This is a genomic window from Lentzea alba (assembly GCF_047445655.1).
In the GTDB taxonomy this organism is placed as follows: domain Bacteria; phylum Actinomycetota; class Actinomycetes; order Mycobacteriales; family Pseudonocardiaceae; genus Lentzea; species Lentzea alba_A.
In genome coordinates this window covers 37,162-51,059 of record NZ_JAJAEG010000044.1, presented here as the reverse complement: position 1 = coordinate 51,059, position 13,898 = coordinate 37,162, and the positions used below count along the sequence as shown (strand labels likewise).

At 66.9% G+C, this 13,898-nt stretch carries 9 protein-coding genes; 4 read left to right on the top strand and 5 right to left on the bottom strand.

What is annotated here, in order from left to right; translation table 11 throughout:
• The first annotated feature begins 254 nt into the window (after positions 1–254).
• Positions 255–3,203, top strand: coding sequence for a BTAD domain-containing putative transcriptional regulator (locus tag LFM09_RS44770; protein ID WP_414102729.1), 2,949 nt, complete (start codon positions 255–257; stop codon positions 3,201–3,203).
• A 43-nt stretch (positions 3,204–3,246) separates the two neighbouring features.
• Here LFM09_RS44770 and LFM09_RS44765 read toward each other — a convergent pair whose 3' ends face one another.
• From LFM09_RS44765 to LFM09_RS44750, 4 genes are read right to left on the bottom strand one after another with little or no spacing between them, the layout of a single operon-like run.
• The gene (locus LFM09_RS44765; protein ID WP_414102728.1) at positions 3,247–4,158 is read right to left on the bottom strand and encodes a carbohydrate ABC transporter permease; all 912 of its coding nucleotides are present in this window, start codon (positions 4,156–4,158) and stop codon (positions 3,247–3,249) included.
• A complete protein-coding gene (locus LFM09_RS44760) occupies positions 4,155–5,486 on the bottom strand; it encodes an ABC transporter permease subunit (RefSeq protein ID WP_414102727.1) in 1,332 nt (443 codons plus the stop codon). The genes LFM09_RS44765 and LFM09_RS44760 overlap by 4 nt, the downstream gene beginning before the upstream one ends.
• Positions 5,483–6,769 carry an ABC transporter substrate-binding protein gene (locus LFM09_RS44755; protein WP_414102726.1) on the bottom strand — a complete coding sequence of 429 codons (1,287 nt, stop codon included), beginning with the start codon at positions 6,767–6,769 and terminating at the stop codon, positions 5,483–5,485. Before LFM09_RS44755 ends, LFM09_RS44760 begins: the two co-directional genes overlap by 4 nt.
• Positions 6,766–7,974: an ABC transporter ATP-binding protein gene (locus tag LFM09_RS44750; protein WP_414102725.1), complete on the bottom strand. Its 1,209-nt coding sequence runs from the start codon at positions 7,972–7,974 to the stop codon at positions 6,766–6,768. Before LFM09_RS44750 ends, LFM09_RS44755 begins: the two co-directional genes overlap by 4 nt.
• A gap of 202 nt (positions 7,975–8,176) precedes the next feature.
• Between LFM09_RS44750 and LFM09_RS44745 the strand changes: the two genes are divergently transcribed.
• Entirely contained in the window at positions 8,177–9,448 is a 1,272-nt protein-coding gene (locus LFM09_RS44745) for an ATP-binding protein (RefSeq protein ID WP_414102724.1), read from the top strand.
• Between the two features lie 383 nt (positions 9,449–9,831).
• Positions 9,832–12,354: a trehalose-phosphatase gene (gene otsB / locus LFM09_RS44740; protein ID WP_414102723.1), complete on the top strand. Its 2,523-nt coding sequence runs from the start codon at positions 9,832–9,834 to the stop codon at positions 12,352–12,354.
• Positions 12,355–12,403: 49 nt separating this feature from the next.
• Here the strand turns inward: otsB and LFM09_RS44735 are convergent, their stop codons facing one another.
• Positions 12,404–13,030 (bottom strand): helix-turn-helix transcriptional regulator, encoded by a 627-nt coding sequence (locus tag LFM09_RS44735; RefSeq protein ID WP_414102722.1) that lies wholly within the window; start codon positions 13,028–13,030, stop codon positions 12,404–12,406.
• A gap of 180 nt (positions 13,031–13,210) precedes the next feature.
• Between LFM09_RS44735 and LFM09_RS44730 the strand changes: the two genes are divergently transcribed.
• A complete protein-coding gene (locus tag LFM09_RS44730) occupies positions 13,211–13,897 on the top strand; it encodes a response regulator transcription factor (protein WP_414102721.1) in 687 nt (228 codons plus the stop codon).
• The last annotated feature ends 1 nt before the right edge of the window (position 13,898 follow it).

Sequence of the window (13,898 nt, the reverse complement as noted above, 5' to 3'; positions counted from 1 at the left end):
CCTCCTCAGGTTTGGAGGGCCAAGCACTCACATCGTAATAGCACAGCCGCTCGTCACCCAGGTGCATCCGCCGCAGGGTAGACGGCGCAATGAACACTGCCCGGATGGCTTCGGCTGAACGGTGCATCGGGACGTAGCATGCGGACATGGTCGCGTTCAACCTGCCCGAGACGAGAGAGGTACTTCCACGGACCGGTGAAGGTCTCGCTCTCGCAGTACTCGGGTCAGTGCGCATATGGCGCAACGGTACGGAGTTGGACGCGGGATCACCGCAGCAGCGGCTCACTCTCGCCGTGCTGGCACTGGCCCGCGGCAGGGTGGTGCAGGTCTCGGAGATCATCGCGGCCTTGTGGGGCGATCGGGCACCTCAGGCGGCGCGCGGTACCGTCAGGACCTACGTCCACCGGCTGCGCCGTGCGTTCGACGACGGCTCGGACACACGGAACCCGTTGCGATCGGCCGGGAACGGCTATCAGCTCAAGATCGATGACGACGCCTTCGACCTGGGCCGTTTTCTTACCGCGCGCCAGGCCGCCGCCGAGGCCAGAGCGAATGAGGACACTCTCGGCGCGGTGGCACAGCTGCGCGACGCCACCAGCGAGTGGCATGGCGACGCCCTCGCCGGGCTTCCCGGCGAATGGGCCGAGTCCGAACGGCACCGCCTCAAGCGCCTCAGCATCCAGACGATCGAAACGCTCGCAGAGCTCGAGCTCGAACTGGGCCACAGCACAGAGGCCGCGGAACGGCTGATCGCACTCGCGGAGGCCGAACCACTGCGGGAACGAACGCACGAGCTGCTGATGCTCGCCCTGTACCGCGCCGGCCGGTCCGCCGAGGCACTCACGGTGTTCGAGAGACTGCGCATCACACTGCGCGACGAACTCGGCGTCGACCCTGGATCTTCGCTGCGTACCCTGCACCAACGCATCCTGAACGCCGACGCCGCACTACTGCCGGCGGCACGAACCGAAGCGACACCGCCACCAGCCGCGCTTCCTGCCGTGATCCGTCCCGCCCAGCTGCCGGCCTCCCTGCCCATTTTCATCGGCCGACGAACCGAACTCGACGAGCTCACCACGAGGCTCTCCACCGCACCGGTTCCCGCTGCGGTGGTGGTGCACGGCACCGCAGGTGTCGGCAAGACGACGTTCGCGGTGCACTGGGCGAACCACGTCGCACCGTCCTATCCGGACGGACAACTCTACGTCAACCTCCGCGGCTTCGAAGCGAGCGGCGCCGCCAGGAAGCCGGAGGAGGTGCTCAGCGAGCTGCTCGATGCACTCGGCGTGTCCAAGACGAACCGGCCGACCAGCGTCGACGCCCTCACCGCTCTCTACCGCAGCGCAATGGCCGACCGGCGCGTGCTCGTTCTGCTCGATAACGCGCGAACCAGCACCCAGGTACTGCCTCTCCTACCCGGAGGACAGCACTGCCTCGCATTGATCACCAGCCGCGTCGAACTGACGGGCCTTGTCGCCACCACAGGCGCACACACGATCACACTGGACCTGATGGACGACCAGGAGTCCACTGAGCTCATAGCCGCGCGACTCGGTGCGAACCGGGTGGCCGCCGAACCCGGCGCCGTCCGCGAGATCGCGGCCACCTGCGCGCGGCTTCCCCTCGCACTGGCTGTGGTCTGCGCTCGCATCGCCAGCAACCCCAGGCTCCCACTCTCCGACGCCGTGCATCAGCTCACGCACCACGCCGAGAACCGGCTGGATGCGCTGGGCGCCGCCGAACCGAGCATGGACCTGCGCTCGCTGCTGTCCTGGTCGTACCACGCACTCACACCTCAGGCCGCGCGCCTCTTCCGACGCCTCAGCCTCCTCCCGGGAACCGAGTTCACTCCCGACGCGGCCGCCAGCCTCATCGCACTGCCACTGCGCCAGGCGAACAAGTTCATGCAGGAGCTGACCAGGGCTTGCCTGCTCATGCCGCACCGGGGCCGGTACAGCTGGCACGACCTTCTCCGCGACTACGCCAGGGAACTGCTCGAGGAGACCGAGAGCGCCGACGAGGTCCGAGCAGCGCATCACCGACTCTTCGACCACTACCTCTTGCTCACCAAGGCAGGCACGGAGGGGATGGATCCGCACAACGAGGACCAACCGCCTTCGATCGAGATCGCTGAAGGGGTGCTGGAAAGCCGGAACTTCGACGAGCTGTCCTCGGTGGCCATGTTCAACTCCGCCTACGACACCGTGCTGACCCTCATCCGCCGCGCCGCCGAGACGGGGTTCGAGCAACACGCCTGGCATCTCACCTGGTACATGCGCCGTTACCTCGACTGGGCCGGTCGCATCGACGACCTCGCCACCTGCAACGAGATCGCCCTGCACGCGGCACAGCGAGTCAACGACCAGCGCGGTGCCGGCTACGCGTATCGCGGACTCGCCCGCGTCGCCTGGTGGTACAACGACATCGACACATGCCTGAGGTACATGGACTCCGCAGCCGCGGAGTTCGCAGCCGTCGGTGACCGCCTGGCGGAGGCATACGTCCACCGCCAGGCGGTCGGCGTGCTGGCGGCCGTCAAACAGATCGACGCCGCGCTCGATCGAATCGAACGGGCACGAGAACTCCTGCGGGCCGAGAACCGGATGGACCTGGAACGCGGATTGCTCAGCGTCGCCGCCAAATGCCTGTTTCAGCAGGGCCGGTACGAAGAGGCCATCGAGGCCGGGCACGTCGCCAGGGAGCGTAACCAAGAAGTGGGACTCAGGGACGACCTGTCCACCGCTCTGACCGTGCTCGCCTACGCCCATGCATACCTGGGCGACTACACAGCTGCCGTGCAGTACATGGAGCAGGAGCTGGAGCTCCAGCGTGGCAGCGAGGAGTTCACCGGGCCCAACTACGCGGCGAGCCGACGTGGTCAGCTGACCAACGAAATGATTCTGTTCGGCCGCATGCTCTTCGCCGCCGGAGAGCACGAGCGGGCAGAACAGGTGCAACGTGAGGCGCTGCGACGACTCCGCAGCGAACTGACCGACGCCTGGTCGACAGCGGACCTGGACGGCAGCCGGGGTGATCAGCACGCGGTGCTCGCCGACTTGGACGCATTGCTGGCTGTGGACCAGCCAGACCACGACTGGCACGTCGCCTGCGAGGCGATTTTCCACCGGGCCGACGAGGAGACCAACTCCGTCGGCTCCCGGCACTGGCTGGACGATGAACTCCCACCGAAGGATCCGAGGTGAAGAACGGTGCTCGGCCGGCGTGATCACGGCCGAGCACCGCGCTCTATTTGGTGGACCCGGCTAGCACTCCCTGTACGAAGTACCGCTGGAACACCAGGAACACACCCAAAGGCACCACCATCGACAAGAACGCACCGCTGGCCAGCAAGTCGATGTTGGTGCCGAACTGGCGCAGTTGCCCTCGCAGAGCGACCGTGATCGGCGCCGAGTCCTGGTCGGCGAACACCAACGCCACCAGCATGTCGTTCCACACCCACAAGAACTGGAAGATCGCCAGTGACGCGAGTGCGGGCTTGGCGACCGGGAAGACGACCCTGCGGAAGATGACCCACTCGGTCGCACCGTCCATCCTCGCCGCTTCAACGAGGTCACGAGGGATTCCGGTGAAGAAGTTGCGCAGCAGGAAGATCGCGAACGGCAGCCCGAAGGCGACGTGGAACGCCACCACACCGGCGATCGTGCCGAACAGGTCCAGCGCCCCGAACAGCTTCGCAACCGGGATCAACGCAACCTGCACCGGCATGACCAGCAGACCCACCACCACCACGGTGAGCCAAACCCGTCCCGGGAACTCGATCCAAGACAGCCCATACGCCGCCAGCGCCGCCACCACCACCACGAGGACGGTCGACGGCACCGCGATGTAAACGGTGTTGAGGAACGACTGCAGGACCGTCGTGTTGCCCATGAGGTCGACGTAGTTGTCCAGAGTCAACTCGGCGGGCTTGGTGAAAACGGTCCACCAGCCCGACTCGCTGTTCGCCCGCTCGTCGCGCAAAGAGGCAACCAGCAATCCGAACACCGGCATCAGCCAGAACACCGCGACCAGCGCGAGCACGACCTGAACCGCGCCGTTGCCCAGCCCCGCCATCGCACGGGACAGCACGCCCCGGCGCGGCGCTCCGGAAACGCTCAGCTCCACGACGCGAGGCTCGTCCTCCACAACAGTGCTCACGTCTGCTCCCGTCGGAATCGGCGGATGTTGAACAACATCGCGGGCGCCACCAAGACGAACAGCAACACCGCCAGCGCGCTGCCCGCCCCCTGGTCACCACCGGCACCGAAGGAGACCTGCCACATCTGCAGCGCCAGCACGTTCGCCTCCTCCTGCACCGAGCCGGGCGCGATGACGAACACCAGCTCGAAGATCTTCAACACGTTGATCACCAGCGTCACGAAAACGACCAGCAACACCGGCATCAGCAACGGCACCGTCACCCGCCGGAAGACCTGCCACTCCGTCGCACCGTCCACTCGCGCCGCTTCGAGCGCGTCGCGCGGGATCGCGGAGAGTCCCGCGGCGATGAAGGTGATCGCGAACCCTGTCATGATCCAGATCCAGGACGAGATGATCACCGGGGTGATCAGCGAGGGTCCAAGCCAGGTCAGTCCGCGAAACGGCAACTCGAAATTGTCCGAAGGAAACCGCAGCGCGTATTCGCGGTCAGCGAGGTCCGGGAAGGTGAACACACCGTCGGATCCGGTCTTGGTGCGAGCAACGACCGTTCCGTCGGCCACCGCCTCGACGGTGATGCCGGGTAGCCCGCGCTCCTCAGGGTCCGTCTTCGACGCCACGCCGCCCGCCGAAACGTCCAGCCACACCACGCCGCGCAGCTCCCCCGGTTTCGGGACCGGGACGGCCGCACCAGCCGCGGTGTCGGGCATCTCCTGCGGTGCGAACCCGACCATCGGGACGGTAACGACGTCACCGTTCTGATGAGACGAGGTCGTGGCGTAACCGTCCGGTGTCGCCGTGAGCGCCCTACCGTCACGTGGTCGCGCGCCAGGGAACGACGACGGCGAGGCGAACACGTCGTGCACGCCGACCGTGACGGCGTTGACGATGCCCTGGTCTGGGTCTTCCTCGTACACCAACCGGAAAATGATGCCGGAGGCGAACAGTGAGATGGCCATCGGCATGAAGAGCACCAGCCGGAACGCCGTCGCCCAGCGGATCCGCTCCGTGAGCACCGCCAGGATCAGCCCGAGACCGGTAACCGCCGCCGGCGCCACCACGACCCAGATCACGTTGTTCTTGAACGCGATCAGCGTCCTCGGGTCGGTGAAGAGGTCCACATAGTTGCCGAGCCCGACGAACTCGTCGCCGGAACGGTCGAAGAAGCTGCGCACCAACGAGTACAACAACGGATACACGACGAGCGCGCCGAGCACGAGCAGTCCGGGCAGCAGGAACGGGATGGCCTGTGCCGGAGACCGCCCAGGGGTCGGATCCGGCCGCACTCGGCGCGTCCGCGCAGGTGGGCGTTTCGTGGCTGCGGTCATGCGGTGAACGCCTTCGCTGCCTCGGCCTCGAGTCGTTGCATGGTCGCGTCGATGCCGGCTGGGTCGGCCAAGAAGTCCTGCAACGCCTTCCACTCCCCCGCGCCCTTCGTGCCGCCAAACGCGGACGGAGCGAGGTCGGACATGTCGAAGCGCACGTTGTCGCCTGCCTTCACGATCTGCTGGGCGAGCTCACGGGTCACGTCGTCGGGGTAGGCGTCCACCGGCACGTTCTTGTTGGGAGACAGGAAACCGCCGAGCCCCGCCCACACCGCGGCGGCGTCGGACGAAGCCAGGTACTCCATGAGCTTCGTGGTGGCCTCGTCGTCCTTGAACTGCACCGCCATGTCACCACCCGCGACGACGGCGGGCGAGCTGCCGTTGATCGACGGGAACGGAAAGAACCTGGCGTCACCGCCCACCTTCGCCGAGGTGCTCGCGGTGATGACACCGGAGACGAAGTCGCCCTCGAACACCATCGCGGCCTTCTGTGGGTTGCCGAAGACGTTCGTCACCGACTTGGGGAACTCGGTCTGCAGCGCGCCGGCCGACCCGCCCTCGATGAACTGCTGGTTGCCGAAGAGCTGGGCCAGCGTCTGCAACGCGGTCCGCACCGACGGGTCGGTCCACGGGATCTCGTGCTTGCTGAGCTTGTCGTAGTTCGCCGGTCCCGCGGTGCGCAGGTAGACGTTCTCGAACCAGTCGGTCAGCGTCCAGCCGTCGGCGCCCGCGATCGACACCGCCGGCGTGCCCGCGTCCGAGAGCGTGCGCGCCGCCGTGTTGAAATCGTCCCAGGTCTTCGGCACGGCAACACCGGCCAGCGTGAGCGCGTTGTTGCTATACCAGATGGTGGACTTGTTGGCAGCCTTGAAATACACGCCGTAGAGCTGGCCCTTGACGCTGCCGAGCTGCTTCCACACACCGGAAAAGTTCTCATCGACGGCGGCGGAGACACTCGCCGCGACCGGCTTCAGCTTGCCGTCTGCGGCGTACCGCGCGACGAGGCCCGGCTGGGCCACCAGCGCGACGTTCGGCGCGGTACCGCCCTGCAGCCGGGTTTCCAGCACGGTGGGCAGCTCGTCGCCGGCCGCCGTGTAGGTCACGTCGACCCCGGTCTCCTCCTCGAACGTCTGGAGCACCTGCTCGAAGCGCGCCTGCTCGTCGCCGGACCAGGTGCCGACGACCTCGACAGTCTGCCCGCGCAGCCCGTTCTGACCGCCCGTACCGCCGGAGCACCCGGCCACCATCAGTGCTGTGACGACTGCTGTGATTCCGAAGAGTCTCATCGCTGGTCTCCTGAAGTTGTCCAGATGGAGCGTCCGGTGGCCGGGTCGAAGAAGTGCAGGCGGGAGGTGTCCACCCAAGTGGCGATCTGCTGGCCCTCATAAACGTTCGTGCGGGGCGAGAACCGTCCGACCAGGACAGTTCCCTGCTCTGGAGTGGGAAGGTCGGCAGTGCCCGCGTCCTCGGCCAACAGGCGGGTGTCCTCGGTGTTCGCCGGTGACGCGTCGATCGGGAGGTGCACGAGCACATCCGATCCCATGGCCTCGACGAGGTCCGCGACCGAGTGCAGGATCTGGCCCTCCTGCGCGTCGACGAGCGAGGCGTCCTCCATGTCCTCCGGCCGGATCCCGACGACGACCTCCTTGCCCACGTACTTCGCAAGAGCGGGGCGCGCGTGCAGCACGGAGTCCGGCAGCAGCAGGGTGTCCGAGTTCAACGAAACCCAGTACCGGTCGTTGATGTGGTACAACCGCGCGGTCACCAGGTTCATGCCAGGTGAGCCGATGAAGCCGGCGACGAACAGGTTCGCCGGACGGTCGTAGAGCTCCTGAGGTGGGCCGACCTGTTGCAGCACACCACGTTTCATCACGGCCACCCGATCACCGAGTGTCATCGCTTCGGTCTGGTCATGGGTCACGTAGACCGTCGTCACACCGAGATCACGCTGTACCCGCGCGATCTGTGCGCGCATCTGCACCCGCAACTTGGCATCCAAATTGGACAGTGGCTCATCCATCAGGAACACTTGCGGTGAGCGCACGATCGCGCGGCCCATCGCCACCCGCTGCCGCTGACCGCCGGACAAGTTGCGCGGCTTGCGGTCGAGGTGCTCGGCGAGCTCCAGCGCCTCGGCGACCTCGCGCACCCGCTCGTCGATCTTCTGCTTCGGCAGCTTGCGCAACGTCAGGCCGAACGCGATGTTGTCGTAGACGTTCAGATGCGGATACAGGGCGTAAGACTGGAAAACCATCGCCACGTCCCGATCTCGGGACGGCACGTCGTTGACGACGCGCTCGCCGATCCGGACGCTGCCCTCGCTGATGTTCTCCAGCCCCGCGATCATCCGCAGAGCGGTGGTCTTCCCGCAGCCGGACGGGCCGACCAGCACCAGGAACTCACCGTCGCGGATGTCGAGATTCAGATCTTCCACCGCGCGAGTGCCGTCTGCATAAGCCTTGCCGAGCCCGGTGAGGACTACTTCAGCCACACCTTCTCCTCGCTCTCTTGCCAGCCGAGCCATCTGCGGTCCAGAGCGGCCGGTGCGAGGAAAGTAGTGCGAGTTCCCTTAACCGATCCTTAAAGGCGGAACACGTTTGGGTCGGTCTGCAACACAGGGATGACGACACGGCAACAGCGATTTACTCTCCGGTCATGTCTCATGACTTCGCGGTGCTGCCATGAAACGCGAGATGACCAGATCGTTGGTCTTGGTGGCCGGAATCGTCGCGCTGGTTCTCGTCTGCGCCGGAACCGTACTCCTGTTGTGGGACAACGCCCGCCAAGCCGCCGCCGCCGACCGCCAAGACGTCGCAACGGTGGCAGCGGTCGTAGCGGTGACCGGCGAACCGGACCACCTCCGGTCCGCTGTGGCCCGCACGTCCGCCGGAGCAGACGGCAGGATCGCCGTTCATCTCGCGGCCGGCGGCATCATCGGTTCCGGTCGAGCGTCCCGCGCCGAGGTGGCCGCAGTGGCAGCCGGCGCACCGGCTCCGTCGTCGTGGCGAGTGCTGCCAGGTCGCGCCGTTGTCGAGCTGGCGGAGCCAGCGTCTGTGGTGGACGCCGCGACGACGCTCGAAATAGGGCTGCTCGTGCTGATCGGTGTGGTCGGTGGTGCCATCGCTGTCCCGGTGGGGGCCTGGCGATTCAGCCCTCTGCTCCAGGACATGCGGACTCTCGCCGACGCCGCGCGCGCTGGCGGGACGCGAGTGCGTGCGACCGGACCGCGCGAGCTCGCCGACCTCGCCGCGGCCGTGAACGAGGTCGCCGATCGCACAGATCGGTTACTGGCCAACGAACGCGAGATGATCGCGGACGTGTCGCACCGGCTGCGCACACCGTTGACCGCACTGAGGCTCGACATCGACGTACTCGACGACAGCGTGGTCGCGAACCGGATCCGCAGCGCGGTGTGCGCGATGGACCGTGACGTGGACTTGATCATCGAGTCGTTGCAACCGGTCACGCCGGCGCGCCCCGCCGAGTGCGACCTGGCCGCGGTCGTGCGGGCGCGCATGGAGTTCTGGACTGTGCGCGCCACCGACCAGAACAGATGGTGCGAGGTGGACGTTCCCGATCAACCGATGCCGGTCGAGGTGCCCGCGGACGTCCTCGCCGCAGCCGTGGACACAGTGCTGGACAACATCTTCCAGCACACCCCCGAAGGTTCGCCGATCGCTGTCGAGGTCGTCGCGCACGCCGACTGGGTCACGCTGGCAGTGGAAGACGGCGGCTGCGGGGTGTCCGCGCCAGCCGAGGCAGTGCTGCGAGGGAGGAGCGGAGGCGGTTCGACCGGTCTGGGGCTCGCGATCGCACGTGCTGCAGCGGAGTCCACCGGCGGGTCACTGCACGTGGAACGCGGCAGACTTGGCGGCGCACGCATCAGGATGAGGTTCGGCGGAGCGGGCAGAACGGGCCGTGACTCGGCGCCGCGCGCGTGGCGGCTCTGGCACAGCACGCGCTGACGAGACGGAAGGTGCCCGCCGCTCTGAGAGAGGAGCAAACGGCGGGCACCACCTCGCGCACGCCGGGGGTGTCGTCAGCGCGAGGTCTCCAGTAGGTGGCGGGACACCTACGGCGTCAACCGGCGAGGATTGCAGCACTCGGCCGGAAGTCTTCCACAATTCTCAGCGGGGGACTTTCGTGCTCCACATTAAGTCCTGCAGCCCCCAGATTGCCAAGCACAGAGACCGAAGTGGAGCACGCGGGCAAATTAATGTGCATCAGCGGGCAACCACTCTTCAAAAAAGGAAGTCAATGTGCTTGTCTGCGCTGCGAGCCCGTGTTAGTGGAGGAAAATATAGTGACGGCTGCGACGACGACTTCTCACGGCACAGGCCCAACACCTGTGCAGGCACTGCCATTCGAACTTCGGCAAGGTCTCACGAGCCTTGCCCGGGCGCCGCACCTGCTGGTCGCGTGTGACTACGACGGCACGCTGGCCCCGATCGCCGGAGCGCCCGACGAAGCCTTTCCCGACTTGCGTGCGGTCGCTGCGCTGCGTTCGCTCGCCGGCCTGCACGAGACGACCTGCGCGGTCATCTCGGGACGTGCGCTGCGCGACCTGGCCGCACTGTCCCGGTTGCCGGGTGAGGTGCACCTCGTCGGGTCACACGGCTCAGAGTTCGACGTCGGCTTCGTCAACGTGCTGCCCGAGCGCGCCCGCGACACACTCGCCGCGCTGTACCGCGAACTCGACGCTCTGGTCAGGGTGACGCCAGGTGCACTGCTCGAGCTGAAGCCCGCTGCCGTCGCGGTGCACTACCGCAACTGCTCGGAGTCCGCAGCGCAACGCATGCTGAAGGTGCTGGAGGCCGGCCCGTGCACCTGGGAAGGTGTGCAGGTCACCGAGGGCAAGGCCGTGATCGAGCTCGCGGTCGTCGAGACCGACAAGGGCCACGCCCTCGACATCCTGCGGCACCAGGTCGGCGCCACCGCGGCGATCTTCCTGGGCGACGACGTGACGGACGAGAAGGCGTTCGCGCGCCTGCACGGTCCGGACCTGGGCATCCGCGTCGGTGCGGGCGAGTCACTCGCCCAGCACTACGTGAACGACCCCGCCGACGTCGCGCTGGTGCTGGCGTTCCTGCTGGAGGAGCGCCGGGCGTGGCTGCACGGCGACCAGGCCGTGCCGATCGAGCGTCTGACGATGCTCGCGAACGAGCGTTCCGTCGCTTTGGTGACGCCGGACGCCAAGGTCAACTGGCTGTGCCACCCCGAGCCGGACTCCGCGGCGATCTTCGCGGACCTGCTGGGCGGCCCTGCCGCGGGCCACTTCTCGATCAAGCCGGAGCACGGGTCGTTGCCGCTCGGGCAGCGCTACCTGCCGGGCACGATGATCGTGGAGACCCGCTGGTCGCGGTTGCTCGTGACGGACTACCTGGAGCACGACCTCGCGTCGCACCGCACCGATCTGGTGCGCCGGATCTCGGGCTCGACGAACGCGGTGATCACGTTCGCGCCGCGCCCGGAGTTCGGCCAGGTGCCTGTCCGGTTGCTGCGCGAGCGCGACGGTCTGCGCGTGGTCGGCACCTCGGACCCGATGGTGCTGCGTTCGCCGGGCGTCGACTGGGAGATCACCTCCGACGGCGTCCAGGAGACCGCACGCGCCGTGGTCCGGCCGCGTGAGGGTGCGGCGGTGTTGCTGGAGCTGCGTTGCGGCACCGACGACCTCACCGAGCCGGCCGCGGACGAACCTACGCGGCAACATCGTGCAGCCACCTACTGGTCCGACTGGGCCGCCGGGCTCACGGTACCCGCAGTTGAGCGCGATCTGGTGCTGCGTTCGGCGTTGACCTTGCGCGGTCTGGTGCACGTGCCGTCCGGCTCGATCATGGCGGCGGCCACGACGTCCTTGCCAGAAGAGCTGGGCGGTGTCCGCAACTGGGACTACCGCTACTGCTGGCTGCGTGACGCGGCTATGACTGCATCCGCCCTCGTCTCGCTGGGTTCGTTCGCCGAGGCGGAGGGCTATCTCGACTGGCTTCACGGTGTACTCGCGACGGTACCGGGCCCGGAGCGCCTGCATCCGCTGTACACGTTGCAGGGCACGCAGCTCGGCGCCGAGGCCGTGATCGACACGCTCCCCGGCTACGCGGGCTCACGCCCGGTGCGCGTCGGCAACCTGGCCAACCAGCAGGTGCAGCTCGACGTGTTCGGCCCGGTCGTCGACCTCGTGGTCTCCCTCGCCACGGCACGAGGTTCGCTCTCGGACGCCGACTGGACGATGGTCCAGGCGATGGCCGAGGCGGTCTCCCGCCGCTGGCACGAACCCGACCACGGCATCTGGGAAGAACGACACGCGCCGCGCCACCACGTGTACTCCAAGGTCATGTGCTGGCTGACCATCGACCGCGCGATCAAGCTCGGCGAACAGTTCGGCCGTGCCTTGGATCCCTCATGGGTGCCGTTGCGCGACACCATCGCCACCGACGTGCTGAAGAACGGCTGGAACGACGAGGTCCAGTCCTTCACCACCGCCTACGACGGCGACGATCTGGACGCCGCTTCGCTGTTCGTCGGTCTGTCCGGGCTCATCGATCCTGCGGATGAGCGCTTCCAGTCGACCGTCACGGCGATCGAGGCGGAACTGCGGTCCGGCTCGACCGTGTACCGCTACCACCGCGACGACGGCCTGCCGGGCGACGAGGGCGGCTTCCACCTGTGCGCCGCCTGGATGATCGAGGCCTACCTGCTGACCGGCAGGCGCACCGAGGCCGAGGAGCTGTTCGGCCAGATCGTCGCCGCCGCAGGTCCCACCGGTCTGCTGCCGGAGGAGTACGACCCGGTCGCCGAGCGGTCTCTCGGCAACCACCCGCAGGCGTACTCGCACCTGGGCCTGATCCGCTGCGCCCAGCTGCTCTCGCAGTGACCGACGCGGCTGCCGAACCAGACCCGAGACCGGTTTCGGCAGCCGCTTGTCACACCAACCCGACGCGTGCGGCCTGCGCAACCGCTTCGCAACGGTTGAGCGCTCCGCATTTCCGAACCACGACCTGCACCCGGTTGACCACCGTACGGTGCGATAGCGACAGCTTCGTGGCGATCTCGTTGGTGCCCCAGCCGCGCGCAACCAGTTTCAACAGTTCGACCTCTCGGTCTTCCAACACCGCCATCGGGTGGTCATGGTGGTGGACCGTCGCACGCACATCCTCAAGCTCGCCACGCAGTGCGGCGACCAGCGACTCCGCGCTGGTCGCCGCATGTTGAGGCTGTTGCCTCGGTGCCGCGACCACAGCGGCCACCAGGCGATCGCGATCCATCGATCCGCGTGGCAACAGGCTCACGACCTGGGCAGGCTCCGCCCTGCCAAGTACGTCATCGGGCATGTTGTCGAGCGCCAGCACGACGACCGCGCCCTTTCGCCGCGCCGTTTCTCCAAGTGAATCGAGAAAGGGCCCGTCAACCAGGCGCGCAACGGCAACGAGCACGTCCACCGGGGAATCTGGGAGCGCATCGGCGATAGTGATGTCTGGATGCGAAGTGAGCCAACTCGCCACCCCTGCGATGACGACCGGCTCGGCCTCCGGCAACTGCACCCGAATCACTCAGATTCCACCTTTCGTGTACTTCCGTTCTCGCATCGATGCCTCGGCGGATATCAATCCGTGCCCTTCCAACCCGCAAGCGCCGTCAAGACGTCCCTCGCGCCTGAGCGGCAGGCAGTATCTCGCCATAGCCTTTCCCCTGGAGGGCCCGTCCGGCTCCACCTACGCACGCGAGGTAGCATGTATTCCGTTCTGCTCGTCGAAGATGACGATGCAATCAGAGCTGCTCTGCGCGACGCGTTGATCGAGCGCCGTTTTTCCGTCGTCGCGGTCGCGACCGCAGCGGAGGCACTGCGGGAAACCGCCGCCGGTCCCGTGGACATCGTGTTGCTGGATCTCGGTCTTCCAGACCTGGATGGGACCGCTGCTCTGCGCATGATCCGCGGTATCAGCTCGGTCCCAGTGATCATCGTGACCGCTCGTCGCGGCGAGACGTCCGTCGTGCAGTTGCTCGACGCCGGCGCAGACGACTACGTGGTCAAGCCGTTCTCCGCTGATCATCTCGTCGCACGCATGCGTGCGCTGCTGCGCCGGACGTCCGCCTCCTCTGTCCCGGAACAACATGTCGTTGCCGCTGGAGGACTGCAGATCAATCTGCTCGAGCGCAGCGCGTCGTTCCACGGACAGCACCTCGACCTGACCCGGCGCGAGTTCGACCTGCTGGCTTACCTCGCCGAACGACCCAACCGCGTTGTGACCCGACGGGAACTGAGCGACCAGGTCTGGGCGAGCTCCGAGAAGGCCAGCGATCAGACCATCGACGTGCATCTGTCGTGGCTGCGCCGCAAGCTGGGCGAGACCGCCGCCAGACCACGCTATCTGCACACGATCCGCGGAGTCGGCGTCAAGCTCGTTGTGTCCACCTGAC